Origin of the sequence: Saccharothrix algeriensis (genome assembly GCF_016907655.1) — a bacterium.
Lineage (GTDB): Bacteria > Actinomycetota > Actinomycetes > Mycobacteriales > Pseudonocardiaceae > Actinosynnema > Actinosynnema algeriense.
Window position 1 is genome coordinate 5,769,250 of sequence record NZ_JAFBCL010000001.1, and the last position, 20,248, is coordinate 5,789,497.

The 20,248-nt window shown below is 72.8% G+C and carries 19 protein-coding genes and 1 pseudogene; 13 read left to right on the forward strand and 7 right to left on the reverse strand.

Annotated features, from left to right (window positions below; translation table 11 throughout):
• Positions 1-198: 198 nt before the first annotated feature.
• Complete coding sequence (locus tag JOE68_RS26310) at positions 199-957, forward strand: class I SAM-dependent DNA methyltransferase (RefSeq protein WP_204844961.1); 759 nt, start codon at positions 199-201, stop codon at positions 955-957.
• Positions 958-994: 37 nt separating this feature from the next.
• Here the strand turns inward: JOE68_RS26310 and JOE68_RS26315 are convergent, their stop codons facing one another.
• On the reverse strand, positions 995-2,152 hold the full coding sequence (locus JOE68_RS26315) for an MFS transporter (RefSeq protein ID WP_204844963.1): 1,158 nt from the start codon (positions 2,150-2,152) through the stop codon (positions 995-997).
• 530 nt (positions 2,153-2,682) lie between these two features.
• On the opposite strand from JOE68_RS26315, the gene JOE68_RS26320 reads away from it, so the two are divergent.
• From JOE68_RS26320 to JOE68_RS26335, 4 genes are all read left to right on the forward strand, one after another.
• Positions 2,683-3,750, forward strand: a complete 1,068-nt coding sequence (locus JOE68_RS26320) for a pyridoxal-phosphate dependent enzyme (RefSeq protein ID WP_204844965.1) — start codon at positions 2,683-2,685, stop codon at positions 3,748-3,750.
• The gene (locus JOE68_RS26325) at positions 3,747-4,952 is read left to right on the forward strand and encodes an ATP-grasp domain-containing protein (protein WP_204844967.1); all 1,206 of its coding nucleotides are present in this window, start codon (positions 3,747-3,749) and stop codon (positions 4,950-4,952) included. The genes JOE68_RS26320 and JOE68_RS26325 overlap by 4 nt, the downstream gene beginning before the upstream one ends.
• Positions 4,953-5,182: 230 nt before the next feature.
• A complete protein-coding gene (locus JOE68_RS26330; protein ID WP_204844969.1) occupies positions 5,183-5,404 on the forward strand; it encodes a hypothetical protein in 222 nt (73 codons plus the stop codon).
• The gene (locus JOE68_RS26335) at positions 5,401-6,501 is read left to right on the forward strand and encodes a winged helix DNA-binding domain-containing protein (RefSeq protein WP_204844971.1); all 1,101 of its coding nucleotides are present in this window, start codon (positions 5,401-5,403) and stop codon (positions 6,499-6,501) included. The genes JOE68_RS26330 and JOE68_RS26335 overlap by 4 nt, the downstream gene beginning before the upstream one ends.
• 107 nt (positions 6,502-6,608) lie before the next feature.
• Here the strand turns inward: JOE68_RS26335 and JOE68_RS26340 are convergent, their stop codons facing one another.
• Positions 6,609-7,688 (reverse strand): lipocalin-like domain-containing protein, encoded by a 1,080-nt coding sequence (locus JOE68_RS26340; RefSeq protein WP_204844974.1) that lies wholly within the window; start codon positions 7,686-7,688, stop codon positions 6,609-6,611.
• 53 nt (positions 7,689-7,741) lie between these two features.
• Positions 7,742-8,968 (reverse strand): FAD-dependent monooxygenase, encoded by a 1,227-nt coding sequence (locus JOE68_RS26345; protein WP_204844976.1) that lies wholly within the window; start codon positions 8,966-8,968, stop codon positions 7,742-7,744.
• A 343-nt stretch (positions 8,969-9,311) separates the two neighbouring features.
• On the opposite strand from JOE68_RS26345, the gene JOE68_RS26350 reads away from it, so the two are divergent.
• The 5 genes and pseudogenes from JOE68_RS26350 to JOE68_RS26370 all read left to right on the forward strand — a co-directional run bounded on the left by JOE68_RS26350 (position 9,312) and on the right by JOE68_RS26370 (position 14,792).
• Positions 9,312-9,779: a MarR family winged helix-turn-helix transcriptional regulator gene (locus JOE68_RS26350; RefSeq protein WP_204844978.1), complete on the forward strand. Its 468-nt coding sequence runs from the start codon at positions 9,312-9,314 to the stop codon at positions 9,777-9,779.
• Between the two features lie 350 nt (positions 9,780-10,129).
• Positions 10,130-10,429: a hypothetical protein gene (locus JOE68_RS26355; RefSeq protein WP_204844979.1), complete on the forward strand. Its 300-nt coding sequence runs from the start codon at positions 10,130-10,132 to the stop codon at positions 10,427-10,429.
• Positions 10,430-10,837: 408 nt separating this feature from the next.
• Positions 10,838-11,203 (forward strand): annotated as a pseudogene (locus tag JOE68_RS26360) (alpha/beta hydrolase); the annotation flags it as partial.
• Positions 11,204-11,327: 124 nt separating this feature from the next.
• Positions 11,328-11,495, forward strand: coding sequence for a hypothetical protein (locus tag JOE68_RS26365; RefSeq protein WP_204844981.1), 168 nt, complete (start codon positions 11,328-11,330; stop codon positions 11,493-11,495).
• A 285-nt stretch (positions 11,496-11,780) separates the two neighbouring features.
• A complete protein-coding gene (locus JOE68_RS26370; protein ID WP_204844983.1) occupies positions 11,781-14,792 on the forward strand; it encodes an AAA domain-containing protein in 3,012 nt (1,003 codons plus the stop codon).
• Positions 14,793-15,098: 306 nt separating this feature from the next.
• On the opposite strand, the gene JOE68_RS26375 is transcribed toward JOE68_RS26370, so the two are convergent.
• Positions 15,099-15,695 carry a DUF8817 family protein gene (locus JOE68_RS26375; RefSeq protein WP_204844984.1) on the reverse strand — a complete coding sequence of 199 codons (597 nt, stop codon included), beginning with the start codon at positions 15,693-15,695 and terminating at the stop codon, positions 15,099-15,101.
• Between the two features lie 178 nt (positions 15,696-15,873).
• Here JOE68_RS26375 and JOE68_RS26380 point away from each other — a divergent pair, with 178 nt between their 5' ends.
• A complete protein-coding gene (locus JOE68_RS26380; RefSeq protein WP_204844986.1) occupies positions 15,874-16,479 on the forward strand; it encodes a DUF4291 domain-containing protein in 606 nt (201 codons plus the stop codon).
• Here JOE68_RS26380 and JOE68_RS26385 read toward each other — a convergent pair.
• Positions 16,457-16,708, reverse strand: coding sequence for a hypothetical protein (locus JOE68_RS26385; RefSeq protein ID WP_204844988.1), 252 nt, complete (start codon positions 16,706-16,708; stop codon positions 16,457-16,459). The two genes, JOE68_RS26380 and JOE68_RS26385, sit on opposite strands and share 23 nt — an antisense overlap.
• 132 nt (positions 16,709-16,840) lie before the next feature.
• Positions 16,841-17,020 (reverse strand): hypothetical protein, encoded by a 180-nt coding sequence (locus JOE68_RS26390; RefSeq protein ID WP_204844990.1) that lies wholly within the window; start codon positions 17,018-17,020, stop codon positions 16,841-16,843.
• 133 nt (positions 17,021-17,153) lie between these two features.
• Here JOE68_RS26390 and JOE68_RS26395 point away from each other — a divergent pair, with 133 nt between their 5' ends.
• Entirely contained in the window at positions 17,154-18,158 is a 1,005-nt protein-coding gene (locus JOE68_RS26395) for a BUD32 family EKC/KEOPS complex subunit (RefSeq protein WP_204844992.1), read from the forward strand.
• 77 nt (positions 18,159-18,235) lie between these two features.
• On the opposite strand, the gene ppk2 is transcribed toward JOE68_RS26395, so the two are convergent.
• Complete coding sequence (gene ppk2 / locus JOE68_RS26400) at positions 18,236-19,219, reverse strand: polyphosphate kinase 2 (protein WP_204844993.1); 984 nt, start codon at positions 19,217-19,219, stop codon at positions 18,236-18,238.
• Between the two features lie 281 nt (positions 19,220-19,500).
• On the opposite strand from ppk2, the gene JOE68_RS26405 reads away from it, so the two are divergent.
• On the forward strand, positions 19,501-20,235 hold the full coding sequence (locus JOE68_RS26405) for a PIG-L deacetylase family protein (RefSeq protein WP_204844995.1): 735 nt from the start codon (positions 19,501-19,503) through the stop codon (positions 20,233-20,235).
• Positions 20,236-20,248 lie beyond the last annotated feature (13 nt).

Below are 20,248 nucleotides of genomic sequence, written 5' to 3' on the forward strand. Positions count from 1 at the left end.
CCGTGGTCGACGACGCAGGCTCCCGGGCGCCGAGCCCGGACGACCGCGCGTTCCCGACCGCAAGCCCCCCTGCCCACCCGTTTCGCCGCCACGCGGCAGTGCCCGGGACGACGCGGGGGTTCGCGCAACCCCGCGTCATCGACCGCCGGGGACGAGCCCACCACGTCGGCCGCTGAACCGACCCTCGGAGGACCTTCCATGGAGAAGCACGGACCGGAGACCTACGGCGAGCTGAACGCCGACGTCTACGACGAGTGGCACGCCGCGCACGACCCCGCGGAGGCCGTGCGGGGCTTGGTCGAGCTGATCCGGGAGGGGCCCGCCGGCCCGGTGTTCGAGCTGGCGGTGGGCACCGGGCGGGTGACCATCCCGCTGGCCGCGACGGGCGTCGACCTGCGCGGCGTCGACGCCTCCGAGGCGATGGTCGCGCGCCTGCGCGCCAAGCCCGGCGGCGACCGCATCCCGGTCGTCATCGGCGACATGGCCGACGTCGACCCCGGCACCGACGACCTGTTCGCCATGGTGTTCGTCGTGTTCAGCACCTTCTTCTTCCTGGCCGACCAGGAGCAGCAGGTGCGCTGCTTCGCCAACGTCGCCGAGCGCCTGCTGCCCGGCGGCCGGTTCGTCCTGGAGTGCCCGGTGCCGGACGTCGCGCGCTACGAGCGCAACCAGACCCTGGAGACTTACCAGGTCGGGCTCGACCGGGTCCGGGTCGTCGCCGTCCGCCACGACCCGGTGAACCAGCGCCTCGACGGGCACCACGTGCTGATCACCAACGACGGCACCCGGCTGGCACCGGCGTTCATGCGCTACGCCTGGCCGGCCGAGCTCGACCTCATGGCCCGCTTGGCGGGGCTCGAACGCGTGCACCGGTGGGGCGGCTGGCGCCGTGAGCCGTTCCGCGGCGAGGGGAATCACGTGACCGTCTACGAGAAGCCCGCGGGGCCGACCCCCTGATCACGCGGGCGCCCGGCGCCGCACCGGCCCGCGCGGGTCACCTCGCGCGGAGCCGGCGCCGCGCCGCCACCAGCACCAGCGGGGGGAGCAGGACGCACTGCGCGGCGACGGCCAGCCAGAACCCCGGCAGCAGGCCCGCCTGCTCGAACCCCCCGTACGCGGCGCCGCCGACGACGCCGCTGAGCAGCGAGCCCGCGCCGACCGCCAGCCGCTGCTGCCCGAAGGTCACCGTGGCCGACCGCCTCGACCCCGCCAACGCCTCCAGGTCGTTCTTGAGGAACAGCACCGCGGTGCCCGCGCTCATCAGCACGACACCGACCGCGAGGGCGACCGGCCGGCCGCCGGCGAAGGCCAGCATCCCCAGCGCCATGCAGCCGAAGCCCGCCGCCATCGCCACCGGGTAGCGGACGCGGTCGACGCGCCCCGCCAGGAGCGGTTGCGCCGCCACCAGGCCCAGCGAGTACCCCGTCATGATCACCCCGTAGACCGCCGTGGGCATCCGGCCCTCCGCGAAGGTCGACAGGTACTGGTAGAACTGCATGTACAGGTAGTGGGTCAGCACGGTGACCGCGAAGGGCAGCACGGCCAGGCCCCGCAGCACCCGCCGGAACGGCTCGACCACGGGCCCGGCCGCCGCCGCCCGCTCCGGGCGCAGGAAGAGGTGGCCGACCGCGAGCACCGCGTAGAGCGCCGTGGTCATCGTGAACAACCGGCTCGGGGCGTGCAGGAACAGCGCCCCGACCACCGGTCCGAGCGCGATGCCGAGGTTGCCCGCGGCACTGCCCGCCGACAGCAGCCCCGGGCGCTGCTCGGCGGTCGCCCGGTGCACCAGGTAGCCGCGGTAGGCCGGTGAGTAGAGCGCACCGGCGGCACAGCCCAGGAACAGCGCGAGCACCGTCAGCGCCGGGTCGTCCGCCCCGACCAGGTAGGTCGCCGCGCTCAGGAAGTACACGAGCGTGGCCGAGGACAGGCACCGCTTCAACCCGATCCGCTCGGCGAGCGCCGCGGTGAACGGCGCGCTCGCGAACTGCACCAACGTGGCCACGCCGAGCACCACGCCGACCTGCGCCATCCCGACGCCCAGCCGGTCCCGCAGCAGGACGGCCAGGTACGGGTAGACCGCGAAGGTGCCGGTGTTGACCAGGCACCCGCCCACCAGCAGCGCGGACCGGGCGCCGGTCGGACCCCGTCCCACCCCGCCGCCCCGGGAACGCCTTCGGGCTCCCGTACGAGGCGACATCCCCGTGCCCATCGACCACCCCAGCCCCTGCGCGGCTGCCCTGCTCCTGCCGTGCCCGGCACCAGCCGGTCCGCAGGGCTCGGCACGGAACTGGTCGTTCCACCACCCGGGAGAGTTCCCGGGCGCGCGCACCCGATTCCACCGCCCCGGGAACCGGCGGAGTCCCGCCGACGACCAGTAGTACCGGAGCGGTGCGACCCCCGAACGGCGGGCCGACCGCGTGGAGGGACATGCGCCCGCACGAGGGCACCACGGTCCGGCTCCGGTCCGTCCCCAGGACCGGGCGCAGATCTTCGACGGCAACCGGCTCCGGGAGCGCCACGGCCCGGCCGGGCGGTCCGGCAGCGGTCCCACGCGCCCTCGACCCGCACCGGCGCCGCCCGGCGACACGACCACACCCGAAGGGGCTCGACCATGACCCTGACGCGCACGACGGCGACACCGGGCACAACGCGCTGCCCGCGACCGATCGGGAGGTGAGGACCGTGCTCGACCACAACGCCACGGCGCCGCAGGTCCACGAGCACGTCACCGACGCCATCAAGACGCCCGCGCTGATCCGGCTCACGCCCAACACCGTGCTGGTCCGCTTCGAAACCCTCAAGGTCTACGCCGCGCTCGGCGCGGTGCGCCACCTGCTCGACACCGGCGCGGTCCGCCCGGGTCAGACGGTGGTGGACAGCTCCAGCGGCATCTACGCCCTGGCCCTGGCCCTGGCCTGCCACCGCTACGGCCTGCGCTGCCACATCGTCGCCTCCACCACGGTCGACGACACCATGCGCGCCCAGTTGGAAGTCCTGGGCGTCACCGTGGACCGGATGCCGCCCTCGGACGACTTGCGCCTGGACCAGAGCAGGCGGGTCGCGCGGGTCCGGGAGCTGCTCGCCGGGCGGCCCGACATGCACTGGATGCGGCAGTACCACGACCCCGTGCACCACCTCGGCTACGCCGAGCTGGCCGACCTGCTGGTCCGGGCCCTGCCCGGCGAGTCGCTGACCGTGGTGGGCAGCGTGGGCACCGGCGCCTCCACCGGCGGGCTCACCCGCGCGCTGCGCGAGCACGACCCGCTGGTGCGGCTGGTGGGCGTGCAGCCCTTCGGCAGCGTCACCTTCGGCAGCGAGCGCTTCACCGACCCCGACGCCATCATCGCCGGCATCGGCAGCGCCATCCACTTCCACAACGTCCACCACGAGCTCTACGACCGCATCCACTGGGTCGACTTCCGGCACGCCATGGCCGCCACCATCGGCCTGCTGCGCGCCCACGCGGTGTTCGCCGGGCTGTCCACCGGCGCCGCCCACCTGGTCGCCTCCTGGGAGGCGCGGCGGGACCCCGCCCGCACGCACGTGGTCATCGGCGCGGACACCGGCCACCGCTACACCGAGCGGGTCTTCAACCGCCACCGCGAGGCGCTGGACCCCGCCCTGCTGGCGCCGGTGGTGATCACCTCGCTGGAGGACCTGGCCCCGCCGTGGGCCGCCATGGACTGGGCCCGACGCCCTCACGGATCGATCGTCCCCACCCAGGAACGCCGGAAGGACCCCGTGCCGTGACCCTCGTGCTGCTGGAAGCCCTCACCTTCGGCCTCGGCCGGCTCGCCGACGCCGCGGAGGACGCGGGGCACGACCTCGTCCTGCTCACCGGCAACCGCTCGATCTACACCCACGAGCTGTCCCGCCACGGCGACCGGCTGCGGGTCGTGGACGTCGACACCACCGACGTCGCCGAGTGCGAGCGCGCGCTGCGGAGCACCCCGGACCTGGCCGGGCTGATCAGCTCCACCGACACCTGGGCGCTGCCCGGCGCGGACCTCGCCCGGCGCCTGGGACTGCCCGGCCCCGACCCCGCCGCGATCCGCGTCCTGCGGGACAAGGCCGCCGTCCGCGCCGAGCTGCACGCGCACGGCCTGAGCCGCAGCGGCCCCCTCGACCCCGCTTCGACCGGGGTGTTCCCGCTGGTGCTCAAGGACTCGGCGGGCACCTCCTCCCGGGCGGTGTGGCTGGCGCGCTCCCCGGCCGAGCGCGACGCGGCCCTGCTGGAGGCCGCCGTCACCCCGCTCAAGGGCCGCCTGGTCGCCGAGCCCTACTTCCAGGGCCCCCTCTACAGCGCCGAGACCATCACCTGGCAGGGGCGGACGCGGCTGCTGGGCGTGCTGAGCCGGGGCCTCTCGCCCGAGCCCGCGCGCCGGGAGGAGACCTCCGCGTTCCCGGTCGCCTTCCCGGAGCCCGACCTCGCCGGGCTGGGGGACTGGATCAGCCGGGTCCTGGCGGCGGCGGGGCACGAGCGCGGCTTCGCGCACACCGAGTTCGTCCTCACCACCCACGGCCCCGAGGTCGTCGAGGTCAACGCCCGCATCGGCGGGGCCCTCGTCGGCGAGGCCCTGTGCCGGGCCCTGGGGGTCAACGCCTACGACGCGATGGTCCAGATCGCCCTCGGCGCGCGGCCCGACCTGCTCGACGGCGCGACGGGCGGGGGCACCGCGACCGGTTTCGTGGCGCTCTACCCGCGTGAGGCCGGGGTGCTGGAGGGGTGGACCGGGCTGGAGCGCCTGGCCGACCTTCCCGGCAACCCCGAGTGGTACCCGACCGCGCGCCCCGGCGACGTGCTGGAGCACCTGGCCGACCAGCGCTCCTGCACCGGCATCGTCCTCGCCGAGGGCCCCACCGCCGAACTCGCCCTGCACCGCGCCCTGGCCGCCGCGGGCGGCATCACCCCGCTGGTCCGGGTCGGGGAACGCCTCGACGCGGTGGTGTGACGGCGACGCCGACGACCGCGGCGCACGGGTGCTCGCACCGACGTCGGCCGCCTCCTCGGCGGGCGAGCACCCGTGCGCCACCGGGTGACGCGAGCGGTGCGCGTCCGGATGGAGGACACAAGCCGGCCGCTTCCCCTGCGACAGTGGGGGCGCGGGGCGGGGTTCCCCCTCTCCTCGCGCGGTCCCTCCGGACCACGTTCACCACCCGCACGTGACAGGACACCACCGCGATGAGAACACGCCCCCTCGGCCGCACCGGGATCCAGGCCGGCCCCTACTGCGTCGGCGCCGTGGACTTCGGCATCGGCGACCCCGAGCGTGACGACCGCGCCCGGATCGTGCCGCCGGGCGCCGACCCCGGCCCGCTCGACACCTCCTGCGTCCCACCGACCCCTGAAGACCCGGCGTCGCGCCGTCGCCACGCCGCCGAACGAGCAGCGGGCCGACGATGACCGTGCTGAGCACCCGGGCGCTCAACCGGGCGACGCTCGCCCGGCAGTTGCTGCTCGATCGCGCCGAACTGCCGGTGCTCGACGCCGTGGCGCACCTGTGCGGAATGCAGGCGCAGGAACCCCAGGAACCGTTCGTCGGGCTCTGGTCGCGGCTGCGCGCGTTCGACCCGGCGGCACTGGACGACCTGCTGACCGGGCGGCGTGTCGTGCGGACCCACCTCATGCGCCGCACCGTTCACCTGGTCACCGCCCAGGACGCCCTGGAGTGGCGCGCCCGCCACGAGCCCATGCTGCGCCAACGGGTGCTCGGCGTCTACCGCCGCGAGTTCGACGGGGTGGACCTCGAAGAACTCGCGGCGGCGGCCCGTGCGGTGTTCGCCGACGACGAACCCCGCACGATGTCCGAAGTCGGCCGGACGCTCGCCGCGCGCCGGCCTGCCGCCGGACCGCGGGCGCTGGGCGAGATGGCGGTCGTCGCCCTCGTCCCGACCGCCCAGTTGCCACCGCGCGGGCTCTGGCGGAGGAAGGCGGGCGCACGGACCGCGCCACTCGCCGCTTGGCTGGGCCGGGAGAGCGACCCGCCCGCCGCGGACGGCGCCGATCCGGTCGGCGAAGCGCTGGTCATGCGCTACCTGGCCGCTTTCGGACCCGCAGCAGTGGCCGACCTGCGCGCCTGGTGCGGGCTCGCCGGACTGCCCGACGCGGTCGAGGCGACCCGCGGGAAGCTGGTGACCTTCCGCGACGAACGGGGCAGACAACTGCTCGACCTCCCCGACGCGCCGCGGCCGGACCCGGACACGCCCGCCCCCGTCCGGTTCCTGCCCGCCTTCGACAACGCGGTGCTCGGCTACCACGACCGCAGCCGGATCATCGACGACGCCCATCGCGGCCTGTCGGTCACCGGTGCGCGCTTCGTCCTGGTCGACGGTCGCGTCGTCGGCACGTGGACGGCAACGGAAGGGACCGTGACCGTCACACCGCTGCGGCGGTTCACCAGGGCCGAGCACACCGCCGTCGCCGAGCAGGGCCGGGAACTCGCTTCGTTCGTCTCGGGCGACGACGATGGTCGCGTCGTGGTGACAGCAGTGCCACGCTGAGCGAGTGCCCCGTTCGGCCATCACAGGCTCGGCGGCCCGGCCTTGACCGCCGTGGGCCTGGCGTCCCTGCTGCCGGGCCTCGGCACGGGTGGCCGCGGCGGCGGTGATCAGGACTTCCACTCGCCGGTCATCTCGACGTAGTTCTCGCCACGGACGTGCCTGCCGCCGTACCTGCCGGTGAACGCCGCCGTGGCCTCCAGGTAGCCGCTCCCGTCGGGGGTTTCGATCTCCTGGTCCGGGTTTCCGGTGACCTGCACGTCGAGTTCGGCCTGCAGGGCGGGAATCCGGACGTGCCAACGGGTGGGGTACGTCTGGCCGGTGGCCGGACTGGTCCACCGACGGGAGACGCCCTGGGCGAGCGGTTCGACGGCGACCACGTCGTAGGAGCCGTCCGGGTGCAGGACCGTCGCCCAGGTGTTCCTGGTCCCGGCGCCGACCGTGTCCCAGAGGGCGACCTTGTCGCCGTTGGGCATGGCGAGGTTCATCCAGGTCCACCGGACGAGCGACGGGGGCATCTCACCCCACTGCCTGTCCAGCCAGGAGGTGCCCCTGACCTGGTGCTCCACGCCCTCGACGACGAGCATTCCGGACGTCCGCACCGCCGGGAGCGCGAACTCGTGGTTCGGCACGCCGTCGACCAGGGTGAAGACACCGGTCGACGCGTAGTTCAGGGCAGGGCCGGTCGGCGACAGCTGGACGTCGAGCGATCCCCAGGGCGTCTCGACCCGCACCGACTGGCGGACGTCATCACCGGTCCAGCTCAATCCCGGCGCTGTGATGTCGAGCTTGCCCTGGCTCCACCGGTAGTCCTGCGGCTCGACCATCACGGCGTGGTCCCGGTACCACCCGGTGGTCTTGTTGATCACCGAGAACGTCCAGCGGTACGCGGCCTCGCCCCGGTTGGGGAGGATGCGCGTGTGGACCTGCAGGCCGAACTCCTGACCGTTCGCCCGCACCGAGCTGGTGAAGTAGATCGAGTCGAACCAGGTCGGCTGGGGCCCCGGCGCGTGCCGGCCCAGGTCGGCCGCGGGGTCGACGAAGGCCGGGATCCCCGACGTGGCCGAGCGGCCGGCGGGTGCCGCGGCCGGGGCCGCTTGGACGGAAGAGCCGGCGGGCACACCGAGTGCCGCGGTCGCCGCTGCGACGGCCAGGGCCACCGCTCGACGCCAGGAACGGAAGGTGGACATGGAAATTCTCCTCGTACTCGAGTGATCGGTCTTCTTGCCGGCGATGCGCGCGGTCAGGCGACCGCGGTGGAGCTGCGGGCGATGTCGAGATCCCTTTCCCGACTGGTCCTGCTGTTGGCCCGCAGGAAGCGGAGGGCATCGCCGATCACCGGAAGCCGGACTCCGCGCGCGATGATCGACCGAAGTGCGATCTGCCGTCGGTTGTCGGGTGTGAAGAAGAACCGCCCGCTCACTCCGGTCTGCTGGTAGCCGGTGAGGTGGGGGCGCAGTTGGGCTTCCCAGGACGTGAGCGCGCCGGGGATGTGGCCGGGGTGGCGCTGCAGCATGGTGCCGAGCAGGTCGGCTCCGGCCAGTGCGGCGGAGGCCCCCATGCCGGCGTAGAGGCTGACGCACCAGGCGGAGTCGCCGACCAGGACCACCCGGCCGCGCGACCAGGAATCCATTCTGGACTGTTCCACGGTGTCGAACAGGAAGCTGTCGGTGTTGTCGAGCACGTCCAGTGCCGGCCCGAGCAGGGGACCGGCCGGTTCCGGGCCGAAGGCGGCGCGGACCCGGTCGGCGGGTCGTCCGGTGAACTGCCCGTCGACGTCGTCGGTGCGGTAGGAGAACAGCAGGCTCTGCGGCCGGTCGGCGAAGGGGAAGAGCCACATCGCGCGACCTGGTTCGAACAGGCTGACGCCGTCGCGCGCGGGGACCCCGTCGAGCGGGTTCGGCAGGGGCAGGGCGGCGATCATGTAGCCGAGCCGGTGGAGGTGGCGCTCGTGCGGGCCGAAGACGAGCTGCCGGACCGTGGAGCGCAGGCCGTCCGCTCCCACGACGAGGTCGAACCGCTCCGTGGTGATCGCGCCGTTGCGGTCGAGGGTCACGTCCACACCGGACTCGTCCTGCTCGATCTTCGTGGGTCGGGTCGCGAAGCGGATCTCCACGTCGCCGGGGAGCGCGTCGAACGCGGCGGCCTCGACGTCACCGCGCAGCACCATGCGGTGTTCGCCGGGGAGGTCGCCGAAACCCAGGCCGGGCCTGCGGTGACCGGCCCGGTCGACGACGTAGGTCCTGCCGTCACGCACGGATCGATCGGGGATGGCGTGGTCGAAGCCGAGTCGCCGCGCGGCGGCCTGCCCGGCGCCGAAGAGGGCGACGAAGTAACCGCCCGACCTGCGGCCCGGCGCTCGCTCCGCGATCACCGGTTCCCAGCCGATCCGGCGCAGGCTGATCGCGGTGGCGAGACCGCTGATGCCGAGACCGACGACGAGACAGCGCTTGTGGCTGTTGGGTGACATGGCTCTCCTCCGGGAGGGTTGGGAACCGGTGGGCCGGCGCCTCGCGGGACGCAGGCGGTGCGATCGCCCGTCTTCCCGCTCCACGTCCCGGTCGCCAGGGCGAGCGGCACAGGACGGGCCTGCGCGACGATCTCGCCCGCGGGCACCGCGATGGCGGGCGTCGGGAGCGGACGGGCGCGCTCCGGCCCGCGACGGAGCCGGTGCGGTGGGGGCGGGGTGCTGCGGTGGAGCGTCGAAGCCGGTGGCGACCGCGGCGGGCATGACCGTCCCTCAGGTTTGGTTTGTATTACGTACTACTCTGAGCTTGATTGGTAATGCCAACTATGTCAAGTAGGATCACGGCATGAGATCCGACGACGCGCTCGAGGACGCCCTGGTCCGGACGTCCTTCCGGGTGATGGCCGTGCTCACCCGCATCGGCTCCGACCACGACCTGTCCCTCACCCAGCTGCGGGTGCTCGGCCTCCTGCGCGACCGCCGGCCGCGCATGACCGAACTGGCGGCGTTCCTGGGCCTGGACAAGTCCACGATGTCCGGCCTCGTCGAACGGGCCGAGCGGCGGGGGCTCCTGGCGCGGGACAGGTCACCGGAGGACCGCCGTGCGGTCGACGTCTTCATCACGCCCGCGGGACGCGAACTCGCCGAGCAGGTGCAGGACGAGGTCCGCGAGGCACTCGCCCCCTTCACCGACCGACTGCGCGCGGACGACCGCCACCTGCTCACCCGCCTGCTCGACTCGCTTTCCGGTGCGGCAACAGCGAAGCAGGCCACGAGGGGCGCCACCGGCACCTTGCCCGCCGACGGCCCGTAGGGCCCTTGTGGCGGCCAGGACGACCCGCGGACGCGGCTGACGCACGCCGGCATCACGAACCGGCCGGACGACTCGGACTTTTCGGGGTCGGAGCGGTTCCACCTGGGGCGAGGTGGAGGAGTACCGGCTGACTCGTGAATGGGTGCCGCTCGCCCGGTTCGGCACCGGAAGCCGGCACCACTACGGGCGCTTCCCGATCAATCGCGAGGATCTCGCCGCCAAGCGCTTCGGCCTGGCGCTGTCGTTCACCACGTTCCTCGAGTGGTTGGGAAAGCGCGGACACCCCCGACACCGGCGCCGGCGCTACGAGCCTTCGACCGCGGTGCGGGGTCGAGCACGACGAGGCCACCGTGCCGCTGAGCGACCCGGGGGTGTACGTGCGCGGCGCGATGTCGCCCGCGGCTGAGAGCGAGGTGCTGGTCGCCGGGTCGGCGGGGAATTACGGTTGTCGGGTTCACCGGTGGGGGGCGGAGCGGGTGGCGGCGGCGTTCGAGGCCGATCCCGATGACGTCGACGGGCGGGTCGAGGAGTTCCTGGTGCGGCTGTGGCCGGTCAGCGCAGAGGCGGGCAGCCCCGGCGCCGACCGGGTGAGGAGCCCTGAGGAGGACCGGTTCGAGGCGATCGCGCGCTGGGCGCGCGAGCAGGGCTGAGAAGCGGCCCGATCACCCGGGTGCCGGCGCGATCCGCTCGGCACAACGGCTGTCGGCCGACCGCCAGGCGCCTGACGCGGACTCGAGGCTCGTCGACAACTTCGGGATCATCGGCGTCGACCCGCGCGGTGCCGGCGCCAGCACCAACATCACCTGCGCCAACGCCGGCTCCCTGATGGCGACCGACCCCCGCGACCGGAGCCGGGAGAACGTCGAGCTGAGCTACGACGCGGCAGCGCTCCACACCCAGGGGCTGTACAACAAGGCCAACTTCCCCTACACGGCACAGACGTTCTCGGAACTCGCCCGACCCACAGCCCAGCCCGCCACCGCAGCCCCGCCCGGAGTCCGCTACCCCGACGCCGCAAGCGCCACCGCGTTCGCCATCTCGCGCAACGACACGAAGTGGCCGGCTGGTACCAGACAACAGCCCCGTGCGCGTTCTGGAAGCGACCGCCCCTCAGACTGAAGACCCCCACCGGCAAGGGCGTGCCGCCGGTCCTGATGGTGCAATCGGTTCGGGATCCCGCAACGCCCCTGGAGGGAGCGCAACGAGCCCACCAGAGGTTCGCGAACTCCCGCCTGCTGACCGTGGTGGACGAGGGCGACCACGGCGTGTACGCCTTCGGCAACCCCTGCGTGGACGACGTGGTCGAATCCTTCATCGTGGACGGGAAGGTCCCCAGCGAAGACTCGACCTGCCCTGGGGTCCCCCTGCCCGACCCGACCGACCAAGTCCAAAGGAAGGTCCCACTGGCCACCACCTACTTCTAGCCGGTGTTCCAACGCCGTGCGGCGCAGTTCCGCACGGCGTTGGAAAGGGCGATCCGCGGCAGCGGCCTGGAGTGGATTCTCCTGCGGTCCGGGCGGGCCGAGTTCCTGCACCCAGGTCGACCAGGTGCAGGCGATCGCGACAGCCATCGGCAGGCCGGTGAAGTGGGTGGAGCTGTCCGGGGAGGAAGCCGCCGGGCAACTGCTGTCCTGGGGGTGGCCGCGGGCGACGGTCGAGGGCGCGTTGCGCGGGTGGGCGGACACGGTCGCCTGCGCCGCCACGCCCGTCGCGTAGTGGCCTTGCTGCGAGTCTGCCGGCTTCTCGCCGAGCCGGAAGCACTGCCCCGGCCCGATCGACGCGTGGAACACCTGATCACCGACACCGCGTCCGCGTTCCCAACCGCATCGAGGACGTGAGGTTCACGCGGGTGTCCAGCCGCTCGTGGTCGCACGACGGGTGCCGGCCTCCGAGCAGGCCGGCTCCGCTCCTCCTGCCTGGGATCGGTGACATCCGATCGCCTGCACCCGGTACGGTGAGTCACCGAGCGTGCGCGTTGAGGGGGAATCGGGGGTGTCCGGGGTGGCCACCGGGACAGCTGGGGACCTGCCGGAGCTGGCTGAGCTGCTGCGCGCGGTCCGCGCGGAGGTCGACGCGACCCTCGGCGCGGAGACCGGGTTCGACAAGGTGGTCCTGACCGAAGGTCGGGCGGTGGGCGGTGACGGCGAGCAGCACGAGTACTCGTTCGCCGCCCGCGGCTGGAAGGACTCGTTCTCCGACCGGCCGCTGCTGGTGCGCGCCCGGCCGCGTGCGAGCTGGGAGCCGGCGGAACTCGTCGTCGCCGAACGCGGCCGGCTCCGCCTGCGCACGTCCGCCGAGCTGGGCGCGAAGGCCGAACTCCGCGAGGACGACACGTCCGGCCTGGTCGCGCTGGCCGAACAGCTCGAACAGGCCACCTCCGGATCCGGCGGGTTGAACCTGACCGCGGCCGGGTGGCTGGTCGGCCGGGACCTGCCCGCAGCCGGTCGGTGCCCGGACCCGGAGCGGTACGTGCGCGACTGGCGGACCCTGCAGCTCAACGACCGGCAGCGGGCTGCCGTGGTGCGCGCCCTCGGCAGCGATCTCACGTTCATCTGGGGACCGCCCGGCACCGGCAAGACCGAGGTGGTCGGCCATGTCGTGGAGGGCAACCACAGGCAGGGGCACCGGGTGCTGTTCCTCGCGCCGACCAAGGTCGCCGTGGACCAGGCGGTGGAGCGGCTGTGCGAGCTGTTGAGCGCCGAGAGCGGGTTCGCCGACGGGCTCGTGCAGCGGGTCGGGGACATCGCGGTGGGCTCGCTCAAGGAGGAGTACGGCGACCGGATCGAGCCGCAGAAGGTCGTGGCGCGGTTGAGCGCTGCCCTGGCTGCCGAGATCGGGGCGTTGCGCGATCAGCTCGACGTCGTCGACGGCCGCTTGGCGCTGCACCGCGAGTACGCGGAACTCACGCGGAGCCTTGCGCAACTGCGCGGCGCCGCCGGGCAGGCCGCGCAGAACGCCGCCGCGGCCGCGGCCCGGGCCGACCTCGCCGGGCAGGAGGCGGCCCGGCTGCACGCCGAGCTGACCGGGATCGGGGTGCCGTCCGGCCTGTTCGCCGCGCGGAAGGCGCGACGACGGGACGAGCTCCTCGGCCGGCTCCGGGCGGTCGACCGGGACATCGCCGACCTGGCCGCGCAGCACCAGTTCGCCACTGCTGAGCAGCAGCGCTGCACGGCGCAGGCGGAGGCGGCCCAGCGCAAGGTGAGCGCGCTGCTGCCCGAGCTGGCCGGGACCGCGCCCGCCGACCAGCTCGTCGTGCTGGCGAAGAACCTGCGGGAACGCCTCGAAGCGCGGCAGGAGGAGCTCCGCACCGTCGAGCAGGTGGTGCGCGGCAACTGCCGCGTCATGGGGACGACGGTGGCCAAGGCGGTGCAGTCCCGCTACCTGATCGACGAGTTCGACACCGTCGTCATCGACGAAGCGGGCATGGTCAACCTCCCCTCGGCGTGGTACGCGGCCGCGTTGGCGAAGAAGCGGGTGGTCGTGGCCGGCGACTTCCGGCAGTTGCCCGCGGTGACCCGGGCGTCCAGCGACCGCAACGCCCGTCCGGAGACGCGGTCGCACTCCGAGCGCTGGATGGATCGCGACGCCTTCCACGCGGTCGGGCTCGTCGACGGCCAGGGGCGGGTGCAGCCCCATGACTGCCTGGTCGGGCTGAACACCCAGTACCGGATGCGCCCGGCGATCTGCGCGGTCGTGAACACGATCGCCTACCCCGACGCGCCGTTGATCACCGGGCGGGCGGACACCAGCCGGTTGCCGCCGTCGCCGTTGCTGGAGGCGCCGCTGGTGCTGGTCGACACCGCGTCCCGGCGCTCGGCCACCCGGGGCGGCTCGGGTGGTCACAAGTCCAACCCGGTGCACGAGGCCGTGATCCACGAGCTCATCCGGGGACTCCAGCACGACGGCGTGCTGCCCGCGCGCAGGGAGGAGGACGGGCCGCCCGGCGCCCGGCCGGCAGCGCGGATGGCGGTCATCGCCCCCTACCGCGACCAGGTCAGGGCGTTGCAGGGCAGCCTCGCCCACCGGTTCGGCGCCGACTACGACGGTGTCGTCGACACCGTGCACCGGTTCCAGGGCAGCCAGCGACCCCTGGTGGTGATCGACACCGTCGCCGGCGCCGGTGACAAGGTCGGCTTCTTCTACGAGGGAACGGGCCTGTCGTCCGCGACCTGCCGGCTGCTCAACGTGGCGGTGAGCCGCGCGCAGGACCACCTCGTGGTGGTCGCCGACGTCGACTTCCTCGGCCGCAACCTCAACCCCCGCGGCGAAGCCGCCCGCATGGTGGACTACCTGCAGCGGCACGCGCACCGGCTCGACGTCGGCGACCTCGTCCCGTTCCGCGCGGCCGCCGACCTGGCCGGCCTCGGCCCGCACGAGCTGACCCGGCCGGCCTTCTTCCCCGCCGACGAGGTGCCGCGCGCCGTCGCCTGGGACATCGCCCACGCTCGGCGCAGCATCGACATCTACTGCGCGTTCCTCGACGCCGATCCGGTCGAACGCTGGCTCTCGGAGCTGAAACCCCGGATCGACAGCGGCTTGCGCGTCACCGTCCACACCCGACCGGCCCGGCGGGCCGACGACGGGAGGCAGATCTCGGCCCTGGAGGCGGCGGGTTGCACCGTGGTCCAGCGCGAGCGGATGCACGAGAAGGTCGTGATCGTCGACGACGAGGTGCTCTGGCACGGGTCGCTCAACCTGCTCGCCGGCACCGGGCCCACCGACCTGATGATGCGCATCACCGACCCCGGGTCCTGCGAACGCGTGCGCCACATCGTCGGGCGCGCCCGCCCCGACCCGCCGGCCCGTCCCACCCGTCCGGCCCGGTCCGCTCGCCCCGAGGCGCGGCCCGCGCCCGGGTCGAACGGCAACGGCGCAGGCCGGTTGTACCTGAACGTGCCGTACGCGGAGAAGGAAGCGGCCAAGAAAGCCGCGAAGGCCCGGTGGGACGCCAAGGTCAAGCGTTGGTACGTGCCGCACGACACGCCCCGGCACCTCGTGGAACGGTGGCTGTAGCACTCCCGGGGCACGGCAGCGGTGGAACCGGCCCGTCCCAGTTCGTGTTCCACCCGGTGGCGCCGCTGCCGGCGATCGCGGTTCTGGTCAGCGGGATCACCGGTTTGCGGCCGCGGGGGAGCCCAGGGGGCACACCCGCCTGAGGAACGACAGTCGGGTTATCCGTCGGGGTGTCGCCCGGACTCCGAATCCGGGCGACACCCCAATGGCTCGTTACGTCGAAGTCACCGGCTTCGCCGCCCGAGGGCGCGACCGATCTGCTGCGCCACTACCCGAGCCGCACGCCCGAGGCGGTCAGGGCCGCGCTCAAGCGCCCGGACGTGGCTCGGACCCCCTGATCCGTTCGAGGAGTTCGTCGCGGTACCCCTGCGCCGCCTGAAACTCCGGTTCGTCACCGGTCGCCCGCTTCAGCGCGCCTTCCAGGACCTTCAGCCCCTGGCGCTCGTCGCCGCGCGCATCCGCCTGCCTCGCGGCGTTCTCCATGGCTTTGGCGAGCTTGGTCTGCGCCTCGGGCTCCTTGGCGGCTTTGTTGATCCGGATATGGTTGCCACCCGGGTCGACGACGGTGAACCCGGTGTACCGGTCGTTGCGCAGCCGCGGCCGGGTCATGCGCGGGATGCCGGAGATGAGCACCTTTCCGTGCACGGACCGCATCCCCGCTGCGAAGGTCTCGAACAGCTCGTTGGTGTCCGCCACGATGACCAGGCACGTGCTGTACGACTGCGCCGGGTCGTAGCCCTCCATCCCGAAGAAGTGCAGGTTGATGTCTTCCCGTCGCACCGCGACGTACGGGTTCGGCCGCGTCTGCCGGTAGGTCACCTCGAAGCCGAGCATCTCGTAGAACGACGCGATCTCGTCGATGGAAGGACAGGGCAGGAGCGGAATGGTCAGTTCGTTCGCCACCGCCCGAAGCTAAGCCCGGAACCGCCGAAACGACACGAATCTATTTGCTCGTGCGAACACCGCGCGGGTTCCGCTTTCGAACGGCATGGGCTCATGGTGTGCGGCCACCGCGGCTCAGCGCCCAGCGCAGTGTTCCGGCACCCCCTAGGAACCTCGACGTGTGGGGCACGATGGTGTGGTGGCACCGACCGAACAGCCCGAACGTGAAGTGCGCGCCTGGTACACCGACGAGACCATCAGGGTTTACCAGGCGTACCCGCCGCCGATCGCCGAGGCCGCCTTGGCCGCCGGGACGTTCGTGCCGCCCTTCAAGCGCGAGCGCATGACCTGGATCAAACCCTCGTTCCTGTGGATGGCCTACCGCTGCGGCTACGCGGGCAAGCCCGGGCAGGAGAGGGTCCTGGCCGTCGACATCACCCGTGAGGGGTTCCACTGGGCCCTGGCCCACGCGGCGCTCAGCCACTTCGTTCCCGCCGTGCACGGTGACCGCGCCGCGTGGGCCTCGGCGGTCAAGGCGTCCCCGGTGCGGGTCCAGTGGGACCCCGAGCGGAGCCTGCGGCTCGGGCCGCTGGGGCACCGGTCGCTCCAGGTCGGCCTGGCCGGGGACGCGGTGCGGCGCTACGTGGAGGAGTGGATCACCGCGATCACCGACGTCACCGACCTGATGCGGGCCGTGGGCGGTCTGGTCTCGGCCGGCCGTGACGAGGAAGCGCACGCCTTGCTGCCGGTGGAAAACCCCTACCCGCTGCCGCAGCACCTGATCACCCGGTTGGGTGCTGGCTGAGCTTGCGGCGCGCCCAGTCCCGGACCGCGTCCGACCCCAGCTCCGCCGCCTCGGCCACGAGTCGCCGCGCCTCGACGGTGCCCACCGCGTCGACCGCCCACAACGCCTTGACCCCGATGTGGTCGAACTCGTCCCACTCCGGCTGCCAGTAGAGCACTTCGCGCAGGCAGGTCAGGGACGCCGGATCCTTGATCTCGGCCAGCACCTGGAGGGCGTCTTCGTTGGGCACGGAGCGCGACTTCAGCCGGAGTGCACCGCACAGGACCGGGGTCATCGACGGCGTGGGGTGGTGGAAAGCGGCCCACAGGTACATCTCGAACGCGTCCCAGTCGTGGGCGGCGAGCGCGTCCGAGACCTCGTGTCACAGCACCGGCGGTTCGATGTCCTTGGTTGCGGAGGGCAGGCCGAGGAGCACCGGCTGGCCACCGAGTCGAACGAAGATCAGGTACAGCAGTCGTGACGTCGCGTTCCACGACCACGCCGCCGTGGCGCATGGCGTGCGATCACCGCTGATCGGCAGCCCGGTGCAGAGTTCCGGCACCCCACAGGCACACCGCCCGGACCGAACCGACCGCCGTCCCGGTGCCACCGACCCGATCCGGGTGACAACCGCCTCGGGTCATCGGGGGCACCTCACTGCGGAGGGACCGCCCGGCCGCTGGGATGATCGCGGGATGATGCCTGCCAGGCGTGCCCGCCACGAGGAACTCTCCGCCCTCCTCGCGTCGTGCACCGACGTCGAGCTCGCCGCGCTCGTGGACGCGGGGCGGGTCGGCGGCGTGGGCGTGGGTGGCGGCTCGGCGGTGCTCGACGTCGACGGCACGCCGGTGTTCGTCAAGCGCATCCCGCTGACCGACCGGGAACTCGCCCACCCGCGCTCCACCGCCAACCTGTTCGACCTGCCGGTGTTCTGCCAGTACGGCGTCGTCAGCCCGGGGTTCAACGCATGGCGCGAGCTGGCCGCGAACCAGATCGTCACCGAAGCGGTGCTGGCCGGCGGGACGGAGTCGTTCCCGCTGCTGCACCACTGGCGGGTGCTGCCCGGCCGCTCACCCGTCGCGGCCGAGCACGCCGACGTCGACGCGGTCGTCGCCGCGCTGAACGGCTCCCCGGCCGTGCGCGCCCGCCTCGAAGCCCTGGCCGCCGCGACGCGCAGCCTCGTGCTGTTCTGCGAGTACATCCCCCACCCGTTGTCCGACTGGCTGGGCGAGGACCCGGCGGGCAAGGCCGACGCGGTCGAGCGGCAACTGTCGCGGATCGTGGGCTTCCTGCGCCGTCACGAACTGCTGCACATGGACGGGCACTTCGGCAACATGCGCACCGACGGCGAGCGGATCCACCTCACCGACTTCGGCCTGGCCACATCGCCGCGTTTCGACCTGTCGGCCGCCGAGCAGGAGTTCGTCCGGCGCAACGCGACGCACGACGCCGCCTACGCCGCCATGCGACTGGTCAACTGGCTGGTGACCGAGGTGTGCGGGGTGGCGGTGCCGCCAGGCGGCGTCCCCACCGCCCGCAACGAGTACGTGCTCCGGTGCGCCGCCGGCCACGTCCCGGATGACGTGCCGCCGACCGTGGCCGCGATCCTGGCCCGGCACGCACCTGCCGCCGCGAAGATGAACAGCTTCTACTGGCGGCTGTTCGACGGCGACATGACCGCGGAGTACCCCGGCCTGTAGGACAGTCCCCGCTCGAAAGGCCATCGCCGCGCCACCTCACCTCCCGGGCGACGCGGACCCTCCGCCTGCGGCGCCGCTCACGCGGGTTCGTCGGGGTGCAGACCGGGTTCGTGGGTCATGTCCGGGGCGATCGGTGTCGGGCTGAGCGAGGTGTCGTCCTCGCCCTCTTCGAGGAGGGTGTTCGCGGCGCCGACGATGCGCCCGTCCGGTTCGCCGACGACGCCGAGGTCGCGGTCGGCGTAGTCGAGGCGGGCCAGCACGCTGCGCATCGCCTCCAGGCGCGCGCGGCGCTTGTCGTTGCTCTTGACCACCGTCCACGGGGCCTCGGCGGTGTCGGTGGCCCGGAACATCGCCACCTTGGCCTGGGTGTAGTCGTCCCAGCGGTCCAGCGAGGCCAGGTCGTTGGCGCTGAGCTTCCAGCGCCGGACCGGGTCGACCTGGCGGATGATGAAGCGGGTGCGCTGCTCGGCCCGCGACACCGAGAACCACAGCTTCACCAGGACGACGCCGTCGTCGACCAGCATCCGCTCGAACTCCGGCGCCTGGCGCAGGAAGCGCTCGTACTGCTCGTCGTCGCAGTAGCCCATGACCCGCTCCACGCCCGCGCGGTTGTACCAGGAGCGGTCGAACAGCACCATCTCCCCCGCGGTGGGCAGGTGCTCCACGTAGCGCTGGAAGTACCACTGCCCCCGTTCGCGCTCGGTCGGGGTGCCCAGCGCGACCACCCGGGCGCCGCGCGGGTCGAGGTTCTCGGTGAAGCGCCGGATCGTCCCGCCCTTGCCCGCCGCGTCCCGGCCCTCGAACACGATGACCACCCGTTGGCCGGTGTCCTGGACCCAGTACTGCAGCTTGAGCATCTCGATGTGCAACAACCGCTTCGCCCGCGCGTACTCCGCCCGGCCCAGCCGCTCGGTGAACGGGTGGTTCTCCCGCCACGTGTCGACCTCGGTCCCGTCCGGGCGCAGCAGCACCGGCTCCTCGCCCTCGGGGAAGCGGACCTTGACCTCGTCGGACAGTTCGGGGAACACCTCGGCCGCGGAGAGCAGGTCGGACTCGGTCATGGCCCGCAGGTACCCCCGCTCGACACGGGAGTAAACCGACATTCCGCTACCGCCGTCGGACCGGGGCCCCGCCCTCGCCGGCGCCGGTCGGTCCCGCTGGTGGAGGGGCCCGCCCATTCGGGCATTCGGTGGGCTGTTGACGGGCCTTCGGCGTTGTGCCACGTTGTGATCGGGGGCGCACCACTGTCGACGGGCGCTGGGGGATCCGGGGTGGGGGTCGGCGGCAGCCGCTTTCTGCGGACCTCTTGTCGTGCGTCGTCCGACACGACTGTGGGAAGGCGATGGAAAAGCGGGTTTTCGTGCTGTCGGCACACCTCGACGACGCTGTGCTGTCCGCCTCGAACCGGCTGATGCAGCCCGGTACGACGCTGGTGACGGTTTTCTCCGGAATGCCACCGGACGACGTCGCGCTCACGTACTGGGACCGGCTCACCCGGGCCTCGTCGTCCCGGGAGCGCCAGCGGGAACGGCTGGCCGAGGACGACGAGGCGCACCGCGTCCTCGGCTGCGACTCGCTGCGCCTGGGCGAACAGGAGGAGCAGTACCGGTCCGGCCCGCTGGACGGCGAGCGGCTGGCCGCGCGCATCGGTGACGTGATCGGGCGGGCCGCCGAGGTCTGGATCCCCGCCGCCATCGGCGGGCACAACGACCACCGCGCCGCGCGCGACGCCGCGCTCGCCGCGGTGGAGGCCGCTCCGGAGCGCCCGGAGGTCCACCTCTACGCCGACCTGCCCTACGCGCTCTGGTACGGCTGGCCGTCGTGGGTGACCGGCCGGGAACCCCGCGCGTACCTGGACGTCGACGCCTGGCTCGACGGGGAGCTGAGCTACCGGGGCCTCGACCCGCGGCGGATGACCCGGCAGGCGGTCGAGTTGTCGCCGCGCGCGAGGGCGCTCAAGGAGAAGGCGATGTCGGCCTACCGCTCGCAGCTCCCCGCGTTGTCGCTGGACGGCTCGAACCCCGAGCGTTTGCGGAACGTGCTCAGCCACGAAGTCGCCTGGCTGCTGGAGCCGTGAGCGACGTGGGTCG

Excerpts from the sequence above, each read along its gene's own strand:
- JOE68_RS26335 (WP_204844971.1), top strand. The coding sequence starts at position 5,401 with ATGACCGTGCTGAGCACCCGGGCGCTCAACCGGGCGACGCTCGCCCGG.
- JOE68_RS26310 (WP_204844961.1), top strand. The coding sequence starts at position 199 with ATGGAGAAGCACGGACCGGAGACCTACGGCGAGCTGAACGCCGACGTC.
- JOE68_RS26395 (WP_204844992.1), top strand. The coding sequence starts at position 17,154 with ATGATGCCTGCCAGGCGTGCCCGCCACGAGGAACTCTCCGCCCTCCTC.
- JOE68_RS26345 (WP_204844976.1), bottom strand. The coding sequence starts at position 8,968 with ATGTCACCCAACAGCCACAAGCGCTGTCTCGTCGTCGGTCTCGGCATC.
- JOE68_RS26340 (WP_204844974.1), bottom strand. The coding sequence starts at position 7,688 with ATGTCCACCTTCCGTTCCTGGCGTCGAGCGGTGGCCCTGGCCGTCGCA.
- JOE68_RS26330 (WP_204844969.1), top strand. The coding sequence starts at position 5,183 with ATGAGAACACGCCCCCTCGGCCGCACCGGGATCCAGGCCGGCCCCTAC.
- JOE68_RS26350 (WP_204844978.1), top strand. The coding sequence starts at position 9,312 with ATGAGATCCGACGACGCGCTCGAGGACGCCCTGGTCCGGACGTCCTTC.
- ppk2 (WP_204844993.1), bottom strand. The coding sequence starts at position 19,219 with ATGACCGAGTCCGACCTGCTCTCCGCGGCCGAGGTGTTCCCCGAACTG.
- JOE68_RS26405 (WP_204844995.1), top strand. The coding sequence starts at position 19,501 with ATGGAAAAGCGGGTTTTCGTGCTGTCGGCACACCTCGACGACGCTGTG.